Origin of the sequence: Roseomonas populi, assembly GCF_024594815.1 — a bacterium.
Taxonomy (GTDB): domain Bacteria; phylum Pseudomonadota; class Alphaproteobacteria; order Acetobacterales; family Acetobacteraceae; genus Roseomonas; species Roseomonas populi.
In genome coordinates this window covers 123,161-145,599 of sequence record NZ_JANJOU010000019.1, presented here as the reverse complement: position 1 = coordinate 145,599, position 22,439 = coordinate 123,161, and the positions used below count along the sequence as shown (strand labels likewise).

At 71.8% G+C, this 22,439-nt stretch carries 26 protein-coding genes and 1 pseudogene; 11 read left to right on the top strand and 16 right to left on the bottom strand.

Features of this window, described 5'->3' with window-relative positions; genetic code table 11:
- Window positions 1-12: 12 nt before the first annotated feature.
- On the top strand, window positions 13-159 hold the full coding sequence (locus NRP21_RS28065) for a hypothetical protein (RefSeq protein ID WP_408639643.1): 147 nt from the start codon (window positions 13-15) through the stop codon (window positions 157-159).
- Between the two features lie 99 nt (window positions 160-258).
- The gene (locus NRP21_RS19820; RefSeq protein ID WP_257717959.1) at window positions 259-528 is read left to right on the top strand and encodes a hypothetical protein; all 270 of its coding nucleotides are present in this window, start codon (window positions 259-261) and stop codon (window positions 526-528) included.
- A gap of 19 nt (window positions 529-547) precedes the next feature.
- Here NRP21_RS19820 and trhA read toward each other — a convergent pair whose 3' ends face one another.
- From trhA to NRP21_RS19805, 3 genes are all read right to left on the bottom strand, one after another.
- Window positions 548-1,222 (bottom strand): PAQR family membrane homeostasis protein TrhA, encoded by a 675-nt coding sequence (gene trhA, locus NRP21_RS19815; RefSeq protein WP_257717958.1) that lies wholly within the window; start codon window positions 1,220-1,222, stop codon window positions 548-550.
- Window positions 1,223-1,253: 31 nt separating this feature from the next.
- Window positions 1,254-1,493 (bottom strand): hypothetical protein, encoded by a 240-nt coding sequence (locus NRP21_RS19810; protein WP_257717957.1) that lies wholly within the window; start codon window positions 1,491-1,493, stop codon window positions 1,254-1,256.
- Between the two features lie 175 nt (window positions 1,494-1,668).
- Window positions 1,669-1,875, bottom strand: coding sequence for a cold-shock protein (locus NRP21_RS19805; RefSeq protein WP_257717956.1), 207 nt, complete (start codon window positions 1,873-1,875; stop codon window positions 1,669-1,671).
- 258 nt (window positions 1,876-2,133) lie between these two features.
- Between NRP21_RS19805 and NRP21_RS19800 the strand changes: the two genes are divergently transcribed.
- A complete protein-coding gene (locus tag NRP21_RS19800) occupies window positions 2,134-2,283 on the top strand; it encodes a hypothetical protein (RefSeq protein WP_257717955.1) in 150 nt (49 codons plus the stop codon).
- Window positions 2,284-2,473: 190 nt separating this feature from the next.
- Here the strand turns inward: NRP21_RS19800 and NRP21_RS19795 are convergent, their stop codons facing one another.
- Window positions 2,474-3,406, bottom strand: coding sequence for an SDR family oxidoreductase (locus NRP21_RS19795; protein ID WP_257717954.1), 933 nt, complete (start codon window positions 3,404-3,406; stop codon window positions 2,474-2,476).
- Window positions 3,407-3,561: 155 nt separating this feature from the next.
- Here NRP21_RS19795 and NRP21_RS19790 point away from each other — a divergent pair, with 155 nt between their 5' ends.
- Window positions 3,562-4,572, top strand: a complete 1,011-nt coding sequence (locus NRP21_RS19790) for an SDR family NAD(P)-dependent oxidoreductase (protein ID WP_257717953.1) — start codon at window positions 3,562-3,564, stop codon at window positions 4,570-4,572.
- Between the two features lie 28 nt (window positions 4,573-4,600).
- Here NRP21_RS19790 and NRP21_RS19785 read toward each other — a convergent pair whose 3' ends face one another.
- Window positions 4,601-6,103, bottom strand: a complete 1,503-nt coding sequence (locus tag NRP21_RS19785) for a Hint domain-containing protein (protein WP_257717952.1) — start codon at window positions 6,101-6,103, stop codon at window positions 4,601-4,603.
- A 119-nt stretch (window positions 6,104-6,222) separates the two neighbouring features.
- Entirely contained in the window at window positions 6,223-7,323 is a 1,101-nt protein-coding gene (locus NRP21_RS19780; RefSeq protein WP_257717951.1) for an SMP-30/gluconolactonase/LRE family protein, read from the bottom strand.
- Between the two features lie 173 nt (window positions 7,324-7,496).
- Here NRP21_RS19780 and NRP21_RS19775 point away from each other — a divergent pair, with 173 nt between their 5' ends.
- The gene (locus NRP21_RS19775) at window positions 7,497-8,612 is read left to right on the top strand and encodes a THUMP domain-containing class I SAM-dependent RNA methyltransferase (protein WP_257717950.1); all 1,116 of its coding nucleotides are present in this window, start codon (window positions 7,497-7,499) and stop codon (window positions 8,610-8,612) included.
- A gap of 617 nt (window positions 8,613-9,229) precedes the next feature.
- Here the strand turns inward: NRP21_RS19775 and NRP21_RS28060 are convergent.
- The 5 genes and pseudogenes from NRP21_RS28060 to purC form a co-directional block, all read right to left on the bottom strand.
- A pseudogene (locus NRP21_RS28060) lies at window positions 9,230-9,335 on the bottom strand (DapH/DapD/GlmU-related protein); the annotation flags it as partial.
- A gap of 350 nt (window positions 9,336-9,685) precedes the next feature.
- On the bottom strand, window positions 9,686-10,360 hold the full coding sequence (gene purQ / locus NRP21_RS19765) for a phosphoribosylformylglycinamidine synthase subunit PurQ (RefSeq protein ID WP_257717949.1): 675 nt from the start codon (window positions 10,358-10,360) through the stop codon (window positions 9,686-9,688).
- On the bottom strand, window positions 10,357-10,614 hold the full coding sequence (locus NRP21_RS19760; protein WP_257717948.1) for a hypothetical protein: 258 nt from the start codon (window positions 10,612-10,614) through the stop codon (window positions 10,357-10,359). The genes purQ and NRP21_RS19760 overlap by 4 nt, the downstream gene beginning before the upstream one ends.
- Before the next feature lie 13 nt (window positions 10,615-10,627).
- Window positions 10,628-10,867 carry a phosphoribosylformylglycinamidine synthase subunit PurS gene (gene purS, locus NRP21_RS19755; protein WP_257717966.1) on the bottom strand — a complete coding sequence of 80 codons (240 nt, stop codon included), beginning with the start codon at window positions 10,865-10,867 and terminating at the stop codon, window positions 10,628-10,630.
- A 2-nt stretch (window positions 10,868-10,869) separates the two neighbouring features.
- On the bottom strand, window positions 10,870-11,634 hold the full coding sequence (gene purC, locus NRP21_RS19750) for a phosphoribosylaminoimidazolesuccinocarboxamide synthase (protein ID WP_257717947.1): 765 nt from the start codon (window positions 11,632-11,634) through the stop codon (window positions 10,870-10,872).
- 264 nt (window positions 11,635-11,898) lie between these two features.
- Between purC and NRP21_RS19745 the strand changes: the two genes are divergently transcribed.
- The 3 genes from NRP21_RS19745 to NRP21_RS19735 all read left to right on the top strand — a co-directional run bounded on the left by NRP21_RS19745 (window position 11,899) and on the right by NRP21_RS19735 (window position 14,472).
- Entirely contained in the window at window positions 11,899-12,468 is a 570-nt protein-coding gene (locus NRP21_RS19745) for a hypothetical protein (protein ID WP_257717946.1), read from the top strand.
- Between the two features lie 49 nt (window positions 12,469-12,517).
- Entirely contained in the window at window positions 12,518-13,465 is a 948-nt protein-coding gene (locus NRP21_RS19740; protein WP_257717945.1) for a general stress protein, read from the top strand.
- A 143-nt stretch (window positions 13,466-13,608) separates the two neighbouring features.
- The gene (locus NRP21_RS19735) at window positions 13,609-14,472 is read left to right on the top strand and encodes a DUF305 domain-containing protein (RefSeq protein WP_257717944.1); all 864 of its coding nucleotides are present in this window, start codon (window positions 13,609-13,611) and stop codon (window positions 14,470-14,472) included.
- Between the two features lie 97 nt (window positions 14,473-14,569).
- Here the strand turns inward: NRP21_RS19735 and NRP21_RS19730 are convergent, their stop codons facing one another.
- Window positions 14,570-15,631 (bottom strand): HWE histidine kinase domain-containing protein, encoded by a 1,062-nt coding sequence (locus NRP21_RS19730; RefSeq protein WP_257717943.1) that lies wholly within the window; start codon window positions 15,629-15,631, stop codon window positions 14,570-14,572.
- 363 nt (window positions 15,632-15,994) lie between these two features.
- On the opposite strand from NRP21_RS19730, the gene NRP21_RS19725 reads away from it, so the two are divergent.
- A complete protein-coding gene (locus tag NRP21_RS19725) occupies window positions 15,995-16,711 on the top strand; it encodes a Crp/Fnr family transcriptional regulator (RefSeq protein WP_257717942.1) in 717 nt (238 codons plus the stop codon).
- 112 nt (window positions 16,712-16,823) lie between these two features.
- The gene (locus tag NRP21_RS19720) at window positions 16,824-17,177 is read left to right on the top strand and encodes a response regulator (protein WP_257717941.1); all 354 of its coding nucleotides are present in this window, start codon (window positions 16,824-16,826) and stop codon (window positions 17,175-17,177) included.
- A gap of 17 nt (window positions 17,178-17,194) precedes the next feature.
- Here NRP21_RS19720 and NRP21_RS19715 read toward each other — a convergent pair whose 3' ends face one another.
- The 4 genes from NRP21_RS19715 to purB form a co-directional block, all read right to left on the bottom strand.
- The gene (locus NRP21_RS19715) at window positions 17,195-18,304 is read right to left on the bottom strand and encodes an NAD(P)/FAD-dependent oxidoreductase (RefSeq protein ID WP_257717940.1); all 1,110 of its coding nucleotides are present in this window, start codon (window positions 18,302-18,304) and stop codon (window positions 17,195-17,197) included.
- Window positions 18,305-18,362: 58 nt separating this feature from the next.
- The gene (locus NRP21_RS19710; protein WP_257717939.1) at window positions 18,363-19,400 is read right to left on the bottom strand and encodes a peptidoglycan-binding domain-containing protein; all 1,038 of its coding nucleotides are present in this window, start codon (window positions 19,398-19,400) and stop codon (window positions 18,363-18,365) included.
- A gap of 117 nt (window positions 19,401-19,517) precedes the next feature.
- Entirely contained in the window at window positions 19,518-19,853 is a 336-nt protein-coding gene (locus tag NRP21_RS19705) for a hypothetical protein (protein ID WP_257717938.1), read from the bottom strand.
- Between the two features lie 110 nt (window positions 19,854-19,963).
- Entirely contained in the window at window positions 19,964-21,319 is a 1,356-nt protein-coding gene (purB, locus tag NRP21_RS19700) for an adenylosuccinate lyase (RefSeq protein ID WP_257717937.1), read from the bottom strand.
- A 288-nt stretch (window positions 21,320-21,607) separates the two neighbouring features.
- On the opposite strand from purB, the gene NRP21_RS19695 reads away from it, so the two are divergent.
- On the top strand, window positions 21,608-22,249 hold the full coding sequence (locus tag NRP21_RS19695) for a TerC family protein (RefSeq protein ID WP_257717936.1): 642 nt from the start codon (window positions 21,608-21,610) through the stop codon (window positions 22,247-22,249).
- Window positions 22,250-22,439 lie beyond the last annotated feature (190 nt).

Here is a 22,439-nt window from a genome sequence, read left to right as displayed (position 1 = left end):
AGCGGGCATGGGATGGCGTCCGGGCTGGTGGGGGTTCCGCTGCGCTACATGCACACGCCCTGCGAGGTGGTGAGCCTGACGGATCTGGAGAACTCGGCGCGGCTGTTGGCAGGCTACTGCCGGCGGGTGACGAAGGAGACGGATTTTGTTCCCTGGTAGGAGCGCTCTCGCGCGGCCTTGTGAGGCAACGGGCTCCCGGCCCGCCGTGTTCCCCGCCCGGTACGCCCGCGGCTTGCGGGCGGGGGCAGGAGGACAGGGATGAGCCAGGGTAACACGACGACCGACCACAAGGTGATCCAGAAGTGGATCGAGGACCGCAAGGGGCGGCCGAGCGTCGTCTCCGGGACCGAGGGAGATGACGGGGAGGGGATCCTGCGCGTGGATTTCGGGCCGAAGGAGGACAGGCTTGAGGAGATTTCCTGGGAGGATTTCTTCAAGACCTTCGAAGACCGGAAGCTGGCCTTCCTGCACCAGGACAAGACGGCGGACGGGAAGGAGAGCCGGTTCTTCAAGTTCGTGAAGCGCTAGGGGCGCTTCGGGCCCTTGCTCAGCCGGCGGCGAGGGCCAGGACAACGGTGAAGTGGCAGGCCGCGGCGGCCAGGACGAAGGCGTGCCAGATGGCGGTGCTGTAGGGCAGGCGGTCCGCGACGTGGAAGGCGGTGCCGGCGGTGTAGAGCAGGCCGCCGGCGGCGATGGTGGCGGTCTGCCAGTGGGGCATGGATTGGAGCATGGCGGGGAGGGCGAGGACGCCGAGCCAGCCGAGGGCGAGGTAGGCGGCGAAGGCCGCGCGCTCATACCGGCCGGGGGCGAGGAGCTTCAGGGCCATGCCGGGGAGGGCGCCGGCCCAGACGGCGGCGCAGAGGGCCGTGCCCCAGGGGCCGCCGATGCCGAGCAGGGCGACGGGGGTGTAGGTGCCGGCGATCATCAGGAAGATGGCCGCGTGGTCCAGGCGGCGGAGGATGTGCTTGCGCGGGCCGTCCGGGGCCGTGTTGTAGGCGGCGGAGCAGGCGAAGGTGGCGACCAGGCCGAGGATGTAGAGGCTGGTGGCGAGGGTTGCCCGGGCGTGCGGCGCGGCTTGGATGGTGTGGAGCAGCAGCGCGGCGCCGGCGAGCGCAGCGGTGAGGCCGAGCGCGTGGACGGTGGCGTCCGCGCGGCGCTCGGCCGGGGATACGGTGCGGGAGGGGGTGGCCGGGGTGGTGTTGGCGGTCGCCGTGGCAGTCACGAGGGGGCGGTCACGGGGGGCGCCGGGTTGGTCAGCCGGCGGCGGTGGGCCAGGTGCGGCCGGCGAGGGTGCTGGCGCTGGCGCGCATCTCGCTCTCGCGCACGACGCGCTCGTGGCCGTCCTTGCCGCTCTTCACGCGGTACTCGCGGTCCTCGGCATCGTTCGGGAGGAGGCGGACGACCGTGTAGTGGCCGTGGGCATCCCGCGGGGTGAAGTGGCGGGGAATAAGTTCGACGCTCTCGCCGATGCTGAAGCGGTGGGACTGCTGCATGGTGTTTTTCCCCGGGGCAAGGCCGTTGAAGCGGGTGGTGCCCGGAGGCTCCGGCGGCGTGCTTCGGCGGGCCGGTCGGGGGAGAGGGGCGGCCGGGTGGGGCCGCCCATCGGGCCGGCAGGACCGGGATCCTGCCGCGATGCCCGGGGCGCAGGGCCCCGGGGCGGGCGCCTGATCAGGCGGCCTTCAGGTTGCCGGCAGAGACCTTGCCCTGCTGGCCGCGTTGCAGGTCGTACTCGAGCTTGTCGCCCTCGCGCGGCTCCTGCAGGCCGGCGGCCTGGACGTCGGAGATGTGGAGGAAGACGTCCTTGGAGCCGTCCTCAGGCTGAATGAAGCCGTAGCCCTTGGTGGCGTTGAACCACTTGACGATGCCTGTGGCCATGATGGGTGTTCCGTTCATGCTGAATGACCGGCGGGCGACGTGCACACCGGATCGAGCTTCGAGAGAGACGGACACCGAGCTCGGCGCTCGGGAGAGCAAGGAGAGCAGGCCGGCACGACGAGACTGACAGGGTTGAGATAGGGATGGGGGCCCTGGGTTGCAAGGGGCGGCGGGTTTTTCGTGCTGGGTAGGCCCGCGCGCGGGGCTTCGCTGGCCTGCGCGAGGGCCGGGGTCCATGGCCGGGGGAAGGCGCCGGGCGTGAGGGTGGACCGGGTGGTGCGGGTCGTCCGGCGGTTCGGGGATTTCGGGGAGAGGTGGGGCCGGGACATCACGCCGCTGGTTGCGGGGCGCGGGATCGACGATCCCTGGGCGGAGGGGGGGCTGCAACAGGCGCCGCCGATGCTGTGAGGAGGGTGTGGGGGAAGGCGATCGGCGCCTTCCCCCACGGGCAGAGGGCGGTTCCTTCTGCCCGGGGAAGCCTGGCCGCGTGGGGCGCGGAGTCAGGCCTCCCACTCGCCGCGGCGTTGCAGGGCGGTGGTGAGGAGGATGGCGGCAAGGCCGAGGATGGCGGCCGTTGCCGCCGGGCGCCTCGTGGCCTTCACGTAGAGGCTGCTGTTGCGGAGGAGGTGCGGCTCATGCGTGCCGCGTTCCTGGCCGCCGTAGCCGGCGTGGAAGAGGGCGCAGGCGGGATCGCGCCGGAGGAGCGGCGCGTGCGGGACTGGTGGGAGGTGTACATGAGGCGCTTCATCAGCCAGTCCGTGAAGTGCGGGGCGAGGAAACCGATGAGGGCGGCGGCCTTGGCCTGGGAGCCGACATACATGTCGCGCTTGGGGTGGGCGGCGCACCAGAGGATGGCTTCGGCGACCGCTTCGGGCGGGTAGATCATGCCGCGTTGGACGGGCTGCATGGGCATGTAGTTGCCGGCGTGCTCGTTGTAGGGCGTGTCGATCCGGCCGGGATGGATGAGGGAGACGGAGACGGGCCAGCCGTGGTGCTCGATCTCGGTCCGCATGGCCTCGGTGAAGCCGTGGACTGCGAACTTTGCGGATGAGTAGGTGGATTGCACCGCCGGCGCGCGGTCTCCGAAGAAGCTGCCGGTCTGGATGATGGCGCCGGGGCCGCCGCGTTCGCGGAAGTGGCGGAGGGCGGCGAGGGAGCCGTAGACGACGCCCCAGTAGACCGTGTCGAACATGCGGTGCCAGGACTTCATGGGCACCTTCCAGGTCTCGCCGAAGATCGAGATGCCGGCGTTGTTCACCCAGGTATCGAAGCGGCCGAATTCGCGGATGGTGGTTTCGGCGAGGTGGTCGACATCGTCCTGCCTGCCGACGTCGCAGACGACGGGGAGTGCGCGGCCGCCCTGCGCGCGGATTTCCCGGGCGAGGTTGCGCAGGGCTTCCTCGTTGCGGGCGGCGACGACGACGGTGGCGCCTTCCCTTGCCGCCATGCGCGCTGTGGTGAGGCCGATGCCGCTGCTGGCGCCGGTGATGACGATGACCTGTTCGGACAGAGGCTTCAGGCGGGGTTGCATGCACGCTCTCCGTTGCCGCGGCATCTAAGCGGCGGGTGTGGAGAGACGCCTTGGCGCATGTGAATCGCGCACGCAGGCGTGTTTCGGTGGGCGCGTGGAGTGGAACGATTGCCGTGCTGGGATGTTCTTCGTGCCGGCTGGCCGAGGAGCGGCGCATGTTCCCTTTTCATATGTTGCCCGTGGTGGCTGCCGCGGTGGCCGGGGCGATGCTGGGCGGGTGCTCCGCGCCGTCTGAGCTGGGGAGCCGGGACCGGGCGATGGTATCCGGGCGGACCTATGTCGTGACGGGGGCGTCCAGCGGCTTCGGGCGGGGGACGGCGGAGCGGCTGGGATCCTATGGCGCGAATGTCGTGCTGGCGGCGCGGCGCGGGGCGGTGCTGGAGCAGGTGGCGGCGCAGGTGCGGGCCAATGGCGGGCAGGCGCTGGTGGTGCCGACGGATGTGAGCGACCCGGCGCAGGTGGAGGCGCTGGCGCAGGCGGCGCTGGGCGGGTTCGGCGCGATCGACGTGTGGATCAACGATGCGGCGGTGGCCTCCATCGGGCGGTTCGAGGAGATCCCGATCGCGGACCACTCGCGCATGGTGGACGTGAACCTGAAGGGCGCGATCTACGGATCGCATGTCGCGCTGCGGCAGTTCCGGCGGCAGGGCTACGGGGTGCTGGTGAACATCTCCTCCGTGGAGGGGGATGTGCCGCTGGCCTATCACGCGACCTATGCGGCCACGAAGCACGCGATGCTGGGGCTGGACGGGGCGATCCGGCAGGAGCTGCGGTTGGGCGGGCTGGACCGGGTAATCCGGGTGGCGACGATCCAGCCCTGGGCGGTGGACACGCCGTACTGGGTGCATGCCGGGAACTACACGGGGCGGCTGGCGCAGGCGGGGATGATGGACGACCCGCGCGAGGTGGTGGACGCGATCGTGTGGAATTCGGTGCACCCCAACGGGCCGTACCAGGTGGGGTGGAAGGCGCAGGCGGCGGTGCTCGGCGATCGGATCGCGCCGCGGCTGACCGAGCGGATCGCCGGGGGCTTCATCCAGCGCACGCAGATGGAGGATGCGCCGCCGGGGCCGATTACTTCGGGGAATCTCCACCAACCGATGGCGGAGGGGACCGGGGTGGAAGGCGGCATCCGCGCGCGAATGGAGGCGCAGGACCGGCGGTAGTCGGCGCCTCTCCTCGGGGCGGCGCGCTTCAGGTCGGGGCTGGGTGCGGGCTTCGGCGTGTCGCTTCCGTGCAGCGCAGCGCCGCGCCGTCGGCCACGCGGTGGATGCGGATGGCGGCCGCGTCCTTCGGGGACAGGGTGAGCCCTGTCTCGAAGACGAAGGCGACGTCGCCGAGCAGCGCATCGGCCAGATCGTGCCGGTGACGGGCGGCATTGAAGGTTCCCAGCACGCGCCCGTCCAGCACGGCTTCCAGCAGGACGGGCCGCGCGGGGTGGTGGAGGTCGCGTGCCCAGCCCTCCAGCCGGCAGGGGCTGGCCACGAGGTCGAGATGGCCGTCGAGCGGGCCGGGGCTGTCGGCGGGCGCGGGGATCAGCGGGGCGAGGGCGGTGCCGTCCGAGGCACGGCGGACCACCAGGCGGCGCAGTTCCGCTGTGGAGAGGAAGCGCTCTCCCTCGAAGGAGAAGCCCTTGCCGGACCGGCGCGGGCCGGGAAGGTCCGCGCGGTTCCGCCAGGCCAGCGCGGTGCCGATCGGCTCTCCGTCCAGCAGGATTTCCAACTCCACGGGCAGGTCGGGATGGGCCGTGTCCGCCGCCCAGCCGGTCACGCGGCAGGGGGCGGCGGCGCTCTCCACACGGCCTTCCAGCGGGCCCGGCGCGGTGGCGGCGGCGGCGCGTGCGGCGGTGGTGCGGAGGGCGGCTTCCAGGGCGGGGCCCTCGGCCGGGCGGGGCGCGCAGAGCTGCACCTCGGCGGGCGCGACGTGGTTCGGGAAGCGTGCGCGGAACTCGGCGGCGTTGTCGAAGCGGGCGCGCAGGGTGCCAACATCGGCGAAGCTCTCCGACCAGGCGCCCTCGGCCAGCACGAGGTCATGGGGGCCGAGGTCGATCTGGACGTAGTCCCACTCCCTCCCGCGCGGCTCGCGGGTGATCGTGACGCCGTTCACCAGGGAGCCGGCCAGGACCAGGGTTTCCCCGACGAGCACCGAGTGGCCCGCCGTGACGAGGAGGGGGCGGCGGGGCATGGCCTCGCCCAGGGCGCCCGGCGCGATGCGGACGGGTTCCTGGCCGCGCGCCCTGGGGCCGCGCAGGGACTGGTGGCCGAGCCAGCGGATGGGGCGCAGGCCGCCGAAGCGGCAGACCACGAGGTCGCCCTCGCGCAGGTCCTCGACCGGGACCTCGCCCTGCGCGGTCATGATCCGCGTGCCCCGGAGATAGCAGACGGCGAAGGGCCCGGGTTCGGCGGTGAAGGTCGAGCTGATACCGATGTCGTCGTTGGTGAGCAGGGCGTAGTCGCCGTTGGAGGAGAGGCCCACCCAGCCCGTGCCGTAGTGGCCTGCATAGGTCCAGCTGCCCGGCACGACGATGGAGGGGTCCTGGCCGTCGCGGAGGACGATGTTCGATCCGTCCAGCGCGGAGTCCGCGTTCCCGTCTCCGTCATCGGCGAGGTAGGGAAAGGCGCTGACGCCAGCGATGGTGTAGCTGTTCCCGCCGTTGGAGAGGAGCGGGTAGAAATACGCGGTGGGATAGGTTGCCATCGGTATTCTTTCCGGTTCCGTATCAGGCTAGCTGGATGCGGAGGGGCGGAGCAACCGGTCCGTTGCGGCCCGCCCGGGGAGATGGCCGGCATCGGCCCTCCCCGGGCGGGCTCGATGGGTCAAACTGCCCCGTGCGCCTCGACGTAGAGGGCGTAGAGGGAGTGGCTGGCGGTCAGGTAGAGTCGGTTGCCCTTGGGCCCGCCGAAGCAGAGGTTGGCGCAGCGCTCGGGCAGGCGGATGTGGGCGAGGCGCTTGCCCTCGGGGCTGAAGACCATGACGCCGTCCAGCTCCTCGGGCTTGCCGCGGAGGCCGTAGACGGGGCGGCCATCGGTGTTGGTGGGCTGGGCCTCGAGGTTGCCGTCGCTGCCGTAGCCGACCCAGAGATTGCCGTCCCGGTCCACGCGGAAGCCGTCGAGGGCGGCGGAGTCCGTGGCGTCGATGAGTTTCACGCGATTGGACAGGGTGCCGTCCGCGCCGACGTCGTAGGAGAAGAGGGAGCGCGCGGGGGCTGGGTTGCGGCCGACGACGTAGAGCTTCTTCTCGTCCGGCGAGAAAGCGAGGCCGTTGGGCAGGACGAGGTCGGTGATGACGGCGGTGAGCTTGCCGTCCGGCGCCAGGCGATAGACGTTGGTGGTGGCCTGTTCCGGCGTGGCGCGGCTGCCTTCCCATTCGCCGTTGATGCCGAAGGTGGGGTCGGTGAACCAGATGGTGTCGTCGGACTTCACGACGATGTCGTTCGGGGCGTTGAGGCGCTTGCCCTCGAATTTGTCGGCCAGAACCGTGATGGAGCCGTCCTTCTCCGTGCGGGTGACGCGGCGGGTGACGGAGTGCTCACACGTCACGAGGCGGCCCTGGCGGTCGCGGGCGTTGCCGTTGGCGTAGTTGGCGGGGCTGCGGAAGACGGTGAAGCTGCCGTCCTTCTCGCTGTACTTCATGATGCGGTTGTTCGGGATGTCGCTGACGAGGAGGTAGCCGCCATCGTCGGGGAACCAGGCAGGGCCTTCGGCCCAGCGCATGCCGGAGGCGAGCTGCTCCACCGTGCTGCTGTAGATCCGGTACTTCGCGAAGGACGGATCGAGGATCTGGACCGCCGGGTCGGGGTAGCGCTGGTTCGGCGTGAAGGGGAAGGACTGGGCGGCGGCTGCCAGGGGGGCAAGCACCGGGGCGGCGGCGATGGTGCCGCCGGCGGCGCGCAGCAGCGCGCGTCGGGTGGTGGTCATCTCGGGTTCCTCCTGCGCGCGCCGATTCCAGGCGCGGTTCGTTCCGATGATGGCCATGCGGCGCGCCGGGGTGGCAAGGGCGGCGTTGGCGATGTTTCGGGAGAAGGGACGTGGAGGGGCCTTTCGCGTTCCGGGGGGCTCGCCTACGGGGGGCGGATGATGGGGCGGGCGGCATGACGGCGGACACGGATTTCGAGATCTTCCTTTCGGCCACGCCGGGGCTTGAGGACACGCTGGGCGACGAGGTGCGGGGGAAGGGGTTCAAGCGGCCGAAGGCGGTGCCGGGCGGCGTTGTCACGCGCGGGGGGTGGCCGGAGGTCTGGCGGGCCAATCTGTGGGTGCGCGGGGCTGGGCGGGTGCTGGCGCGGGTGGACCAGTTCCGCGCGGTGCACCTGGCGCAGTTGGACGATCGGGCGCGGCGCGTGGATTGGGCAGGCGTGCTGCGCAAGGACGTGCCGTTCCGTGTGGAGGCGTCCTGCGCGGGATCGAAGATCTATCACAGCGGGGCGGCGGCGGAGCGGGTGGAGCGGGCGATCTGGGAGACGCTCGGGGCGCCGCATTCCGATGACGCGGGTGTCACGGTGATGGTGCGGATCGAGAACGATCTTTGCACGATCAGCGTCGATACCTCGGGCGAGGGGTTGCACAAGCGCGGGTACAAGGAGGCGGTGAACGCGGCGCCGATCCGGGAGACGATGGCGGCGCTGTTCCTGCGGCGGTGCGGGTATGAGGGGAACGAGCCGGTGCTGGACCCGATGTGCGGTTCCGGGACCTTCGTGATCGAGGCGGCGGAGATCGCGGCGCGGCTGAACCCCGGGCGTTCCCGGCATTTTGCCTTCGAGGATTTGGCGACGTTCGATGCGGAGGCCTGGGAGCGGATGCGCGGGGTGAGGAGCGCGCGGGAGCCGGGGTTCCGCTTCCACGGCAGCGACCGGGATGCGGGGGCGGTGGCGATGAGCCGGGCCAATGCGGCGCGCGCCGGGGTGGAGGGGTTCTGCGAGTTCCGGCAGGCGGCGATCAGCGAGGTGGTGCCGCCGGAGGGGCCGCCGGGGCTGGTGATCGTGAACCCGCCTTATGGGACGCGGCTGGGGGACAAGGGGAAGCTGCTGCCGCTGTACCAGAGCTTCGGGCGGGTGATGCTGGAGCGCTTCGCGGGATGGCGCGTGGGGATGGTGGCGAGCGAGCCGCGCCTGGCGCAGGCGACGGGGCTGCCCTTCCTGCCGACGGGGGCGCCGGTGCCGCATGGGGGGCTGCGGGTGGCGCTGTACCGGACCGCGGTGCTGGGGTAGGGCCGGCCGGGTTTGGGCTGTCCTCCTCGTGCAGGCCGGGATGGGAAGCGGGCGCTACCGTCGCCGTTCCGTCATGCCCGCACTACCAAGTGTAATTTTTCCCGACATGCATCATGCGTCGGGGGCAGGCGCGTGGCGGCTGCTGTATAGATGGGGGATGACAGACCTTCCTCGTGACGATGTGGCCGTTCTCGCCCGGGCGCGATTGGAAGTGGCCGTGACCGAGGCCTTTCGTCTTCTGGCCCTGCCCGTCTATCCCTGGTTGCCGCCGCGTTCGATGCCCGGGACAGAGCATCTCCCGGTGGCCGAACTGGGTGGGGTGACTGAGCGGGCCGACCCGGGCTTGGTTTAGCCGTTCGGGGTGACTTCCAGGATCTCGCCCTTCCGCTGCTCGAAGTGGCGGTGCGCCGGGGGATTGGGGCGGAGAGTGCCGTCCCGGATGGCGGCCTCGATGCGGTCCAGGGCGGCTTCGGGGTTGGAGTAGAGGATCGGGCCGAGGGCTGTGCGATCCAGGTGGTAGTTCCACCAGGCCAGGGCCTGGATGCGCTCGGCGGTGGCCTTGGGGAGGCGCTGGCGCAGGGGGCGGGCGGGGATGCCGGCAACGATGGTGAAGGGCGGCACGTCGCGCGTGACGACGGCGTGAGCGCCGATGATCGCGCCATTCCCGATCGTGACGCCGCGCCGAATGGTGACGTTGCGGCCGATCCAGACGTCGTGGCCGATGGTGACGCGGGCGGTGGCGGGGGCGAAGGGCTCGTCGGAGCGGATGGCCTCGAATTCGGGGATGCCGTTGAAGCCGCCGCGGTCGTCGAAGGCGAAGAGGTGGGTGCTGAGCCAGCCCGTGGGGTGCTCGGGCGCGCCGATCATCACGTCGGGCGCGATGGAGCAGTAGCGGCCGATATCCGTGTCGTAGGCGGCGACGCTGCCGTTGAAGTAGCTGAAGTAGCCGATGCTGCAGCGGCCGACGAAGCGGCCGCTGCGGATGAGGGCGGGGAACTCGACCGAGAGGCGGCGGCCGATGCTGCGGGGGAGGCGGTCCAGCGGGAGGTCGCTCACCGCTTCCCCCTGCGCCATCAGGCGGAGACGAGGGTTTCGGCGAGGGAGGTGAAGAGGGGGAGGCCGTCCTCGCCGCCCATCAGCGGGTCCACCAGGTCCTCGGGGTGCGGCATCAGGCCGCAGACGCGGAGGTTGGGGGAGAGGATGCCGGCGATGTCACGGGCGGCGCCGTTGCGATTGCCGTCGGCGTAGCGGAAGGCGACGAGGCCTTCGCCCTCCAGCCGGTCCAGGGTCTCCTCGTCGGCGAAGTAGTTGCCGTCTCCGTGCGCCATGGGGGCGCGGAAGGTCTCGCCCTTCTGCCAGCGGGAGGTGAAGGGGGTGCCGGCGCGCTCCACGCGGAGGACGCAATCCATGGAGAGGAAGCGGAGGCTGGCGTTGCGGAGGAGGGCGCCGGGGAGGAGGCCGGCCTCGCAGAGGATCTGGAAGCCGTTGCAGACGCCGAGCACATGGCCGCCCTTGGCCGCGAAGTCGCGGACGGCGGGCATGATCGGGGACTGGGCGGCCATGGCGCCGCAGCGCAGGTAGTCGCCGTGGGAGAAGCCGCCGGGGAGGACGACGAGGTCGGTGCCGGGCGGGAGCTCGGTTTCCCGGTGGAAGGTGATGCTGGGCTTGCGGCCGGTCGCCTTTTCCAGGGCGATGGCCATGTCGCGCTCCCGGTTGGTGCCGGGGAAGAGGAGGATGGTGGCGTTCATGGTTCGTGGAGGACCCTGAGCCAGTGGAGGCCGCCGAGGACGGCGATGGTGAGGAGGGCCGCCAGCGCCGCGGCGGTGACCCAGCGGTCCAGGCCGAGCCGGGCGCGGGCGACGAGGCCCGGCGGCTGGGGGCGCTTGCCGCGGGGGAGGGGGGCGGCGGGCCGGGTGAGCGCCATGCGGCGCTCTCGCCATGACAGCAGCATCGAGATCAGGACCGTCAGGACGGTCATGATGAGGAGGCTGGTCTTGATCATGGCGCGAGGGCGATCAGGCCAGCTCGACGCGGAAGGACTCGATCACGGTGTTGGCGAGGAGCTTCTTCGCCATGGCTTCCGCGGCGGCCTTGGCGGCCTGCGGGTCCGTCTCGGCCAGTTCCAGCTCGATCACCTTGCCGGTGCGGACCTCGCCGACGCCCTCGAAGCCGAGGGTGCCGAGGGCGTGGGCGATGGCCTTGCCCTGGGGGTCGAGGACGCCGTTCTTCGGCATCACGTAGACCTTTGCCTTGATGGTCACTGCATCAGCTCCGGGCCCTTGAGGTCGCGCACGCCGGCTTCGGGGAGGATGCCGAGGCGGCGGGCGACCTCCTGGTAGCCCTCCTCGACCTTGCCGAGGTCGCGGCGGAAGCGGTCCTTGTCCATCTTCTCGCCGGTCTTGGCGTCCCAGAGGCGGCAATTGTCCGGGGAGATCTCGTCCGCCAGGACGATGCGCATCTCGTCGTTCTCGTAGAGGCGGCCGAACTCCAGCTTGAAGTCCACCAGGGAGATGCCGACGCCGAGGAAGAGGCCGGTGAGGAAGTCGTTCACCCGCAGGGCGAGGGCCACGATGTCGTCCAGGTCCTGGGTGGAGGCCCAGCCGAAGCAGGTGATGTGCTCCTCCGACACCATCGGGTCCTGCAGCTCGTCGTTCTTGTAGTAGTACTCGACGATGCTGCGGGGGAGGCGGGTGCCCTCCTGGATGCCAAGGCGCTTGGCGAGGCTGCCGGCGGCGATGTTCCGGATCACCACTTCCAGCGGGATGATCTCCACCTCGCGGATCAGCTGCTCGCGCATGTTCAGGCGGCGGATGAAGTGGGTGGGGACGCCGATCTCGGCGAGGCGCGTCATCAGGTGTTCGCTGATGCGGTTGTTCAGCACGCCCTTGCCGGTGATCACGCCCTTCTTCGCGCCGTTCCCGGCGGTGGCGTCGTCCTTGAAGTACTGGACCAGGGTGCCGGGCTCGGGGCCCTCGAAGAGGACCTTGGCCTTGCCTTCGTAGAGCTGCCGCCTGCGGGCCATGGATGGTTTCCCGGAATCTCGAATGGCCACCGGGGGGCGGCCTTTCGGCGGGCCCGCGGCGGCGAAGGAGGGCTGCGTATAGCAGGGGGGAGGGGGGAGGGCCACCGCGGAGGGCGCATGGCCGGGGCCGGCTGCCCGGGTGGATGGGGAATTGGGCAACCCACGATTGCGTGACCAGAGCCGGTCAACGCCCGGGCTTTACCCGCGTTAAGCCCGGGCACGGCCTGAGACCGTGGCAGATCAGATTGCAGGGAGATTTCCGCTATGCGCACGCGTGTCGCCATCCTGGCTACAGCCCTGGCCACCACGGCACTGGCCCCCCTCGCCATGGCCCAGAACAGCAGCAACCCGTCTTCCCCCAGCAACCCGCCGATGAGCATGGCGCCGGCCACTCAGCCTTCCGGCACCACGGCCGCCCCGGGCACCACCTCCGGCCCCGCCGCATCCCAGTCCCGCGCGGGCACGGCGACGCAGGGCGCGCCGCTGGGCAGCACGGCCGGCACGACCCACACCCAGACCGGCGGGACGGCGAACAACAGCGCCACCGGCAGCACCGGCAACACGGGGCGCACGGACAACGACCAGGCGGCCGTCCGCACCGACAACCACGGCAATGCGCCGGCCACCACCTCCACCCCCGCCGCGGGCGCCAATTCCTTCACCGAGGGCCAGGCGCGCAGCCGCATCGAGGCGGCCGGCTTCACGGGCGTGCAGGAGCTGAAGAAGGACGAGTCCGGCGTGTGGCGCGGGCGCGCGATGCGCGGCGGCCAGACGGCCGATGTGGGCCTGGACTTCCAGGGCAACGTGGTGACGGGCGCGGCGCCCGCTCGCTGAGCGGCCGCATCGACTGATCGTAACGACAGAACGAGAAGAGGACAGATCCATGGCGATGCGGACGATCGCGCGTCTTTACGACACCTATGCCGATGCGAGCTCGGCGGTGAATGCGCTGGAGGCCGCGGGTTTCTCCCGCGATGACATCAGCATCGTGGCGCGCAACGGCGAGGGCGCGGCCACCACGACCACCGATGCGACCACGACCACCAATGCGGTGGACACGGACGACGCCGCGACGGGCGCCGGAACGGGCGCCACGATCGGCACCGTGCTGGGCGGCGGCGCGGGCGTGCTGGCGGGCATCGGCGCGCTGGCGATTCCGGGCATCGGCCCGATCGTCGCGGCCGGCTGGCTGGTGGCGGCGCTGACGGGCGCCGGTGCGGGTGCCGCGGCGGGCGGCCTGCTGGGCAGCCTGGTGGGCGCGGGCGTGGAGGAGCGCGACGCGCATGTGTATTCCGAGGGGCTGAACCGGGGCGGCAGCCTCGTGACCGTCCGCGCGGACGACATGCGCGCCAGCGAGGCCGAAGCGATCCTGGCCCGCTACAACCCCGTGGACACCGCGACCCGCGAGGCGGATTACCGCGCGGGCGGCTGGAAGGGCTACGACGACGGGCTGGTGGCGGATTCGCCGGACGGCACGCCGGGCAACCCGCCGGGCACCATGGTTTCCCGCGGCTTCGACCAGGTGGCGGGGACCAACACCTCCGGTGCGCATCCGGAGAACGACGTGAGCCGGGCGGACAGCACGGTCTACCCGAAGAGCTCCACCTACGCGGCGGGGACCACGACGGGCACCACCACGGGCGCGAACCCGCCGGGCACCGAGGCGAGCCGGGCCTTCGACCGGGCGGCGGGGACCAACACCTCCGGCGCCTTCCCGTCCCAGTCCGACGGCACGCCCGCGAACCCGCCCGGCACGGCGGCCGGGCGCGCGGTGGACAAGACGCTGGGCACCAACACCACCGGTGCGAACCCGACGCACAAGAGCCTCTGATCGCGGCTTCCGCGAACGGGTGAGGGTGGGGCGGCTCCTTCGGGGGCCGCCCCTTCTTTTTTGCGGGATCTTTTGCGGGTGGATGTTGAGCTTCCCATGGTGGAAAGCGGGAGGATGCCGGGGACGGCATGGGAGGCGGGGCGATGGGACGTGGCGCGCGGGCGAAGGGCTGGGCGGTAGCGCTGGCCGGGCTGCTCCTGTGGGGGCCGGTCCTGGCGATGGTGGGGGAAGGCGCGGATGAGGGGGTGGAGCCGGTGCTTTCCACCGACTACGCGGTGGTTCCCCTCGGGGCGCTGGCGGCGCGGCTGAAGGCGGACCGGGACTACGTGGCGGGGATGCGGGTGCACCATGCCGGGGCTCTGACGATGTCCGAGGCGTATCTGGCGGACCCGGAGGCGCGGAGCCCGGCGCTGCGGGTGCTGGCGGGGGCCATCATGCACAACCAGCGCTACGAGATCGCACTGATGGACGAGGTGGCGCGGCGGCTGGCGGAGCCGGCGCGGGTGGTGGGCGGGTTGGCGGTGCAGCCTTCCGCCACCGAGGGGCTGGCGCTGCCGCTGCGCTACCAGCGCTATCCCGTGCCCGGGCCGCTGGAGCCCTTCAACCCGCCGGGCGGGGCGATGACCGCGCGGGACGTGCAGTTCGCGAAGGCGATGACGATCCACCACCAGGGGGCGCTGGACATGGCGCGGGCGTACCAGGCCGACCCGGCGGGGCGGAACACCTTCCTGGGGCTGCTGAACGTGGACATCATCACCGACCAGACGCAGGAGATCGCGCTGATGGGGCGGGCTGTGGCGGCCTATCCCGGGGATGCCTCGGCCGTGGAGGTTCCGGCCTCGATGGTGCACGGGATGGAGGGGATGGGGCATGCCCAGCATGGCGGAGGCGGCGGGCAGGCCGGGGGCAGGCCCGGGGCTGGCCAGCCGCAGGGCCGCGGGGCGGGTGTGCCCGGCGCGCCCGCGCCTGCCGGCCATGGCGGGCATGCGGGGCATCACATGCACTGACGCGGTTCACGCGCCCCGCGTGGTGGCGGATTGTCCGGCCGGGCCTGTCCGAGGGCGGCCGGTCCGCGCCCGCGCTGGAGGTGCCGGGGAGCGGAGGTCAGCGGCCGGGTTGCGGGGGTGCGGCACCCCGTAGCGGCAGGGAGATGTGGCATTCCAGTCCTTCGGGGGCGAAGTTCAGGCTGACGGTTCCGCCGAAGTCATGCGTCAGCCCCCGCTCGAGCAGCCGCGAGCCGAAGCCTCGGCCTTCCGGGGGAGCCACGGGGGGACCGCCCCGCTCGCGCCAGGTGATCTCCACGATGCGGAGGCCGCTGCCGCCCTTCCTCACGCACCACAGGACCTCGATCCGGCCTTCCTCCGCCGTGAGGGAGCCGTGCTTCGCCGCGTTGGTGGCGAGTTCGTGGAAGGCCAGGCCGAGCATCTCGACGGCGTCCGCGGGCAGCTGGACCGGCGGGCCCTCAAGCCGCGCACGGCCCGAGCCGCCATAGGGCGAGAGGGCGCGCGCCAGGACTTCCGACAGCGGCGCGCCTTCCTCGGCGCCGCGCAGGAGCATCTCGTGCGCGCGTGAGAGGGCTGCCAGGCGGCCGGCGAGCACCATCCGGACGTCTCTGGGGACGCCTGCCCTCTGCAGCGTCTGCTCGGCAATGGCTTTCGCATTGGCCAGGGTGTTGCGAATTCGATGGCTCATTTCCGCCATTCGCAGCGCGCGGCGCTCCTCCGCGGCCTGGACCGCGGTGTTGTCCCTCATGATGTTCAGGAAGCCTTCCGGCTGACCATCCTCGCCCGCGACGGGCATCATCGCCCCGCTGGCCCAGAAGCGGCTGCCGTCGCGCCGGAGGTGCCAGCGCTCGTTCGGGGCGCAACCGGATTCCAGGGCCTGGCAGAGCTCCTGGACGAAGGCGCCCTGGGCGAGATCCTCGGCCGGGAAGAACACCTCCCCCGAATGGCCGAGGATCTCGCCTTCCTCATAGCCCAGGATCGCACGGGCCCCTTCGTTCCAGCCGGCGACCTGTCCCTCGAGGTCCAGGGGGATGATCGCGTAGTTCCTGGCGCTGTCCAGCAGCCGCCTGAGACGCTCCAGCTGCCCTCTCAACGCCCGGTTCTCGCGCTCCAACTCCGCGATCCGAAGGTCGGGATCGTGCCGCTCTGGAAGGGGTGCCACCGCGGCTGAGGGGACCGCTGGTCCATCCGGGCGCCGGGAATCCGACTCTGCTTCACTACCTTGCCCAGGACCGCTTCGGCTCCCTGATGGCATGAACGACTTCCTGGCCTGCGACAAAGGATGGCCATTTGCGCCTTCCAGAGCCGGGGAGACTGTTTGGTTCCGGACAATCGGGCGAACCGGGCGCGGGAGAATCGCGCTTCGCGAGGGTCATGGTTCCGTGACAGGGCGTAGCCGCCTTATGGCTCGCCCCTTCCACGCGCGGTGCGGGCCGAAGGCCTGGGCGGGCCCTGTGCAGGTGCCAGGCATGCAACTTGCGCTGCCTGGCCACCCTTAGCACGGCGCACGACCCGGAGAGTGCCCGTGTCCACGATCGAACAGGCTGGCATATCCAACGAGCTCCTCGCTGCGCTGCCAGCCGACGACTTCGCGCGGCTTGCGCCGGCGTTGGAGCGGGTTGATCTCACGGTGCAGCAGACCCTTTTCGAGGCCGAGAGCGAGATCGACGCCGCCTATTTCGTCGAGGCCGGGACCATCTCCATGCTGGCACGCCTGGAGGATGGCGGTCTGGTCGAGGTGGGCATGATCGGGCCCGAGGGCATGGCCGGGCTTCCCTTCGTGTTCGGCACCAACGTCACGCCCGTGGAGGCGATCGCGCAGGTTTCCGGCCAGTCGCTGCGCGTGGCGGCGCCCGTGTTCCGCAGGGCCCTGGGCGAGAGCCCCGCCCTCATGTCGCTGATGCTGCGCTACGCCCAGACCTTCTACGCGCAGGTGTCTCTGGCCGCTGGCTGCAACGCGACCCATAACCTGGTGCACCGCCTGGCCCGGTGGCTGCTGATGGCCCATGACCGGGCCAAGTCCGATGAATTCCCCCTGACCCACGAGATCATGGCGCAGATGCTGGCGGTGCATCGCCCGGGCGTCACCATTGCCGCGGGCACGCTGCAGACGGCGGGCTTCATCCGCTATGGCCGGGGCAGGCTTACCATCCTCGACCGGGCTGGGCTCGAGGACGCCTCGTGCGAGTGCTACCGCACGATCCAGCGGATCACGAGGCTCCTGAACGACCGGTCCCGTTGATCTAAGGTTAACGTGGGACAAGGCGCCGGGCCTAGGATCCTCGTAGGCATTGTGGATGCGCCATTCCGAGCCTGGGGTGATGTCAGCTAGGGCTGCGCTTGCCGGACGGCGCGTGCTGGTCGTCGAGAACAACTACTGGATCGCCTCGGAGATCGAGGACTGGCTGCGCTCGGCGGGCGCCGATGTGGTCGGCCCCGTGGCGAGCGTGTTGGATGCGACGGCGGCGATAGAGGCAGGCGATGCTCCGGACGCGGCCGTGCTGGACGTGAACCTGCGGGACGAGGAACCCGTCTATCCGCTCGCCCATCGGCTGCACGAGCTTCATGTGCCGTTCCTGTTCGCAACCGGCGTGGACAAGATCGCGGATCATCCGTCCTTCCGGGAACGGCACCGCTTGTGGAAGCCGCTTGCCCGCCACGAGCTGCTGCAAGCCGTCTCGCGGCTTGTCGAGTCACGGGACCGGTAGCCTCGCTTGGCCGGTGCCTAGCCCCTGAAGGGTGCGTAGGCGGCGAGGTCCAGGGCTGCGGGGCGGCCGAGGATAAGGTCCGCCAGGAGCGCCCCGGCCAGCGGTCCGAAGGTGAGGCCGCTGGGGCCGAGGGCATTGCCCACCGTCAGGCCGAGGGTCCCCGGCGCGCGGCCGAGGCGGGGGGAGAGGTCCGGGCCGGCGGGGCGGAGGCCGATGCGGAATTCGAGAAGGGTGGCGGTGGCGAGGCCGGGGGCGATGGCGAGTGCGTTGTCCAGCACCTCCTTCGCGCCGGCCGCGGTGAGGCGGGGGTCGAAGCCTGAGCCGGCTTCGCGCGTGGCGCCGGCGACGATGCGGGAGCCCTCGAAGGCCAGCATGTAGTGGCCGGACTGGGGGAGGAGGACGGGCCAGGCGGCGGTGTCCTGCCCCTGCAGGTGGAAATGGGCGATCTGGCCGCGCTGGGGCTGGACCTTGAGGCCGAGGTCGAGCGCGGAGAGGAGAGGTGGGGCCCAGGCGCCGGCGCAGAGGAGGGTTTCGTCTGCCTCCAGGCGGGCATCGGGGGTGAAGACGCCGGTGACGCGCCCGCCGGTGATGGCGAGGTCCAGGGCGGGCACGGGAAGGCGGCGGGCGCCGTGGCGCTCGGCTGCGCGGAGGAGGGCGGCGGCGAGGCGGCGGCCGTCCACGCGGGCGCCGCCGGTGAGATGGAGGGCCGGGAGGTCCGGGTGCAGGGGCGGGAAGAGGGCGCAGGCCTCGGCCGGGGTGAGGCGGGAGAGGGCACCGGCCTCCGGCGCCGCGGCCAGGCGGGCGAGGATGCGGGCTTCGGTATCCTCCAGCGTACCGTCCGGGCCGGGGAGGATCAGGGCGCCGACCTTGCGGTAGCCGGTGTCGGTCTCGCCCTCCGCCGCGAGGGCTTCGATCAGGCCGGGGTAGTGGCGGGCGGCGGCGGCGGCGAGGGCGTACCAGCCGGGATCGGTGCGGGCGGAGGGCCAGGGGCAGATGATGCCGGCACCCGCGGCGGTGGCGCGGCCTTCCAGCATCGGGTCCAGCACCGTGACCCCGGCGCCGGCGCGGGCGAGGTGGAAGGCGGCGCTGGCGCCGAGGATCCCGGCCCCGATGACGACGACCTGCATTCCCGGAAATCTCCTGCCGCTCGGTCCAAATTGGCCGGGGTGAGGCGGGTTGGGAAGGTCAGCGGCGGCGGGCGGGGCGGGCGACCTCGATGCGGATGGGCTGATCGGCGCAGCGGCGGAGGACGGTGCCGGGGCTGACCCCGCGGCCGACGAGGGCGGCGGGGATGGCGCCGGAGAGGCGCATGCTGCCGTCCGGCTGGCCTTCCACGATGCGGGCGGGGCCGCCGGCCGGGGGAAAGAGGTAGAAGCGCTGCTCGTCCGCGAAGATGGCGTAGTCGGTTTCACCGGGGACGGGGCGGTTGCCGATGTAGAGGCCGCCGCCGAACCAGGTGAGGGTGGGGGCGCCGCATTCCGTGAGGGCGTAGCGGGCGTTCAGGGCGGCGGGGAAGCGGGGCAGCCACACCGTGCCGGCGGGCGGGGCGGTGGGGGTGTCGGCGGGCGTGATCGCGGGGGCTTGCGGCGGCGGAAGGGGAAGCGACGCGACGGCCGGGGCTGGCGCCGAGGCTGTTGGCGCCGCCGGGGTGTTGGGCCGCGTGGGGACGAGGGCGGCGGTGCGGGAATCGAGGAAGCCGGTGGCGGGAAGGCCGGCGGCGCGCTGGAGGGCCGCGATCGCCTCCCGCCGGGTCTCGGGGTCGGGGGGGAGGCGGGATTCGAGCTCGGCCTGGGCCTCCGGGGCGCGCTCGGCCTCCTCCCGCGCGGGGGGCTGGAGCCAGCGGATCAGGTCATCGCGCTTGGCGGCGGCGGCGCGGGCAATGCAGGCGGCGTCCGGAGTGCCGGCGGGGCGGCACTGGGTTTCCAGGAAGGCCAGGAAGGCGCCGGCATCGGCCTCCAGCCCCGGACGCTGGGCGGGGTGGAGCTGGTGCCTCAGGGCCTCATAGGCCTGGGCGCGGCGGCGGTCGGCGGTGCGGGCGGCGGGGTCGGCGCAGAGGGCGGCGGCGATGCTGCCCGGCGCGGGCCGCGGGTCGCAGGTTGCCGGGTTGCCGGGAGGGGCCTGGGTGGAAGAGGTCTGGGCTGGGCCCTGCGCGAGGGCGGAGGAGCATGCGGCCGCGAGCGCCACCAGGGCGGCGGCGGGAAGGAGACGCGGCGGGGAGGTCACGCCCCGAGTTTCCGGGCGCGAGCGGCCCGGGTCAAGCCGCCGAGGGGCGGGCCTGGTGGAGTGAGAGGCCTGGGACGACGGCCGCGCGGGGCGGAAAGGCCCCGCGCGGCAGCGGCATCAGAACCGGAGGTACACGCCCGGCGGCGGCGGCGGCGGGACGTAGTAGCGCGGGGGGGGCGGCGGCGCGTAGTAGGCCGGCGGCGGATAGTAGGGCCGGTAGTAGCGGCGGTAGTAGCGCGGCGGCGGCGGGGGCGGCGCGTAGTAGCGCGGCGGGCCGTAATAGTACTGGACGGGCTGCAGCAGCGCGGCTGGCTCCGCGCCCGTGCTGGCGATGCCGGCCGGCGCGGCCGCGGCAGGCTGCGGCGCCGCGGCGAATGCGCCCGCCACGGCCGCCGCGGCCAGGGCGGCGCGGAGCGTGCCGCGCCGGACGGTGCTGGTGGGGGACGGGATCATGTCTCGGGACCTCCTCCTTTCGCCGGCGAGGCCGGCGGGGGACGCCCGGTAGATGAGCGTCCATGAGGGCGGAACGGAGGCGAGGGGCTGCCGCATTGCGGCAGCGCGGATCAAGCTTCCGAGAACACCCTGGCGAGTGTGGCCTGGACATGGGTGAAGTCCCGCTGCGGGTCCATCACGCGGTCCAGCTCCTCCGGCGCGATGAGGGCGGTGACCTTGGGATCGTCCAGCAGGTTGTCGCGGAAGCTGCGGCCCGCGGGGGTGCCGAGGTTCTCCCAGGTGGCCATGGCGGAGCGCTGGACGGTGGCGTAGGCGTCCTCGCGGCTCATTCCGGCCTGGGTCAGGGCGAGCAGCACCTTCTGGCTGTGGACCACGCCGCCGAGGCTTTCCAGGTTGGCCTTCATCCGCTCCGGATAGACCGTCAGCTTCTCCACCATGCCGGCGGCGCGGGCGAGGGCGAAGTCGAGCGCGATGGTGGCGTCCGGGCCGATCACGCGCTCCACGGAGGAGTGGCTGATGTCGCGCTCGTGCCAGAGGGCGACGTTCTCGAGCGCGGGGGTGGCGTAGCCGCGGACGAGGCGGGCGAGGCCGGTGAGGTTTTCCGTGAGCACCGGATTGCGCTTGTGGGGCATGGCGGAGGACCCCTTCTGGCCGGGGTGGAAGTACTCCTCGGCCTCGCGCACCTCGCTGCGCTGGAGGTGGCGGATCTCGACGGCCAGCCGCTCGATGGCGGAGGCGGTGACGGCGAGGGCGCAGAAGAAGGCGGCGTGGCGGTCGCGCGGGATGACCTGGGTGGAGATGGGCTCCGGGCGCAGGCCGAGCTTCGCCGCGACGGAGGCCTCCACGCGCGGGTCCACGCTGGCGAAGGTGCCGACGGGGCCGGAGATGGCGCAGGTGGCCACCTCGTATCGGGCCACGGTGAGGCGGGCGCGGCAGCGGGCGAATTCCGCCCAGTGGCCGGCGAGCTTGATGCCGAAGGTGGTGGGCTCGGCGTGGATGCCGTGGGAGCGGCCGATGGTGGGGGTGAGGGCGTGCTCCTCCGCGCGGGTGCGAAGGGCCTTGAGGAGGGCGTCCAGGTCCTCGATCAGCAGGTCGGCGGCCTTGACGAGCTGGAGGTTCAGGGTGGTGTCCAGCACGTCGCTGCTTGTCATGCCCTGGTGCATGAAGCGGGCGTGCTCTCCCATGCCGCTGCCGTCCTGCCGCGTCTCGCCGAGCCAGGTCAGGAAGGCGATGACGTCGTGGCGGGTCACGCGCTCGATCTCGTCGATGCGCTCCAGGTCGGCGGGGGAGAGGGCAGCGATGCGGCGGTCGCCCTCGCGCCGGATGGCCTCGGCGGATTCGCGGGGGATGGTGCCGAGATCCGCCATGGCCTCAGCCGCCAGGGCCTCGATCTCGAAGAGAATGCGGAACCGGGACTCGGGGGACCAGATCGCGGCCATCTGGGGGCGGGTGTAGCGCGGGACCATCGGTGGAGCCTCCTTGGCGGCGGACCTGTTCGGCAGGGGCGCGGTATCCGGGGGGGCGGGCGGGGTCAAGCGCGGGCCCGGGCAGGCAGGCCGGTATGGGTTGCCCGCATGGGTTGTTCGCGTATTGCCGAATGATTGCCTATTCTTTATGTCGCGCGAACCGCCCCCGGTGTGACCGTGCCGGGCGCGGCAGGCCGTGTGGCGCGGCCCGCGTGCCCCCTGGCAGGGCGGCGCGCGTTCATTCGTGGCCGGCGCCGCGCGGGCGTGCGGTGGGGAGGCGCTAGGCGCATGGGTGCGGATTGGTTCATCGCCCTGGGGCAGGTCCTGCTGATCGACCTTGTTCTGGCGGGCGACAACGCCATCGTGGTGGGCATGGCGGCGGCCGGGCTTCCGGCCGAGCAGAAGCGCAAGGCCATCCTGTGGGGCATCGGCGCGGCGACGCTGATGCGCATCGGCTTCGCGGCGATCACCACGCAGCTGCTTGCTATCGTCGGGCTGACCCTGATGGGCGGGCTGCTGCTGCTGTGGGTCTGCTGGAAGATGTTCCGCGAGCTGCGGCACAATCATGAGCAGCAGGAGGGCGCGCACGCCGTTTCCGGCGAGGAGACGAATGCGCCGCGCAAGACGCTGGGGCAGGCCATCTGGCAGATCCTGATCGCCGACGTGTCCATGAGCCTCGACAACGTGCTGGCGGTGGCCGGCGCGGCGAAGGAGCACCTGGACGTGCTCGTCGTGGGCCTTGCGATCTCCGTGGTGCTGATGGGCGTGGCGGCGAGCTTCATCGCGCGGCTGCTGGAGCGGCACCGCTGGATCGCCTGGGTGGGGCTGCTCGTTATTCTCTACGTCTCCGTCGACATGATCTGGAGCGGCTGGGCCGATGTGGGGCACTGGTGGACCACGGGGGAGCGGCTGCCATCCGGCGGCCACTGACCGGGGTGCCCGGCCTGGGATGACGGCCGGGTTAAGCCAGAGTCATGTAAGCGCGAAGCGCCGCCCGGGGGACCGGGCGGCGCTTTCTCGTTGCGGGGCTCGCGTCTAGCTTCCGCGCGCGGGCGCGGGGAGCCGGGGCGGATGCCTCGGCCCCTCGGCCATCCTTTCGCTTACGGCACCTGGCGCAGGG

Bases quoted from the DNA above. Each gene is read 5' to 3' on its own strand.
- NRP21_RS19740 (WP_257717945.1), top strand. From the start codon at position 12,518: ATGGCGATGCGGACGATCGCGCGTCTTTACGACACCTATGCCGATGCG.
- NRP21_RS19810 (WP_257717957.1), bottom strand. From the start codon at position 1,493: ATGCAGCAGTCCCACCGCTTCAGCATCGGCGAGAGCGTCGAACTTATT.
- NRP21_RS28065 (WP_408639643.1), top strand. From the start codon at position 13: ATGGCGTCCGGGCTGGTGGGGGTTCCGCTGCGCTACATGCACACGCCC.
- NRP21_RS19785 (WP_257717952.1), bottom strand. From the start codon at position 6,103: ATGGCAACCTATCCCACCGCGTATTTCTACCCGCTCCTCTCCAACGGC.
- purC (WP_257717947.1), bottom strand. From the start codon at position 11,634: ATGGCCCGCAGGCGGCAGCTCTACGAAGGCAAGGCCAAGGTCCTCTTC.
- NRP21_RS19795 (WP_257717954.1), bottom strand. From the start codon at position 3,406: ATGCAACCCCGCCTGAAGCCTCTGTCCGAACAGGTCATCGTCATCACC.
- NRP21_RS19805 (WP_257717956.1), bottom strand. From the start codon at position 1,875: ATGGCCACAGGCATCGTCAAGTGGTTCAACGCCACCAAGGGCTACGGC.
- NRP21_RS19705 (WP_257717938.1), bottom strand. From the start codon at position 19,853: ATGATCCCGTCCCCCACCAGCACCGTCCGGCGCGGCACGCTCCGCGCC.
- NRP21_RS19760 (WP_257717948.1), bottom strand. From the start codon at position 10,614: ATGATCAAGACCAGCCTCCTCATCATGACCGTCCTGACGGTCCTGATC.
- NRP21_RS19735 (WP_257717944.1), top strand. From the start codon at position 13,609: ATGGGACGTGGCGCGCGGGCGAAGGGCTGGGCGGTAGCGCTGGCCGGG.
- NRP21_RS19820 (WP_257717959.1), top strand. From the start codon at position 259: ATGAGCCAGGGTAACACGACGACCGACCACAAGGTGATCCAGAAGTGG.
- NRP21_RS19745 (WP_257717946.1), top strand. From the start codon at position 11,899: ATGCGCACGCGTGTCGCCATCCTGGCTACAGCCCTGGCCACCACGGCA.
- NRP21_RS19695 (WP_257717936.1), top strand. From the start codon at position 21,608: ATGGGTGCGGATTGGTTCATCGCCCTGGGGCAGGTCCTGCTGATCGAC.
- NRP21_RS19775 (WP_257717950.1), top strand. From the start codon at position 7,497: ATGACGGCGGACACGGATTTCGAGATCTTCCTTTCGGCCACGCCGGGG.
- NRP21_RS19780 (WP_257717951.1), bottom strand. From the start codon at position 7,323: ATGACCACCACCCGACGCGCGCTGCTGCGCGCCGCCGGCGGCACCATC.
- purQ (WP_257717949.1), bottom strand. From the start codon at position 10,360: ATGAACGCCACCATCCTCCTCTTCCCCGGCACCAACCGGGAGCGCGAC.
- purB (WP_257717937.1), bottom strand. From the start codon at position 21,319: ATGGTCCCGCGCTACACCCGCCCCCAGATGGCCGCGATCTGGTCCCCC.
- NRP21_RS19715 (WP_257717940.1), bottom strand. From the start codon at position 18,304: ATGCAGGTCGTCGTCATCGGGGCCGGGATCCTCGGCGCCAGCGCCGCC.
- NRP21_RS19790 (WP_257717953.1), top strand. From the start codon at position 3,562: ATGTTCCCTTTTCATATGTTGCCCGTGGTGGCTGCCGCGGTGGCCGGG.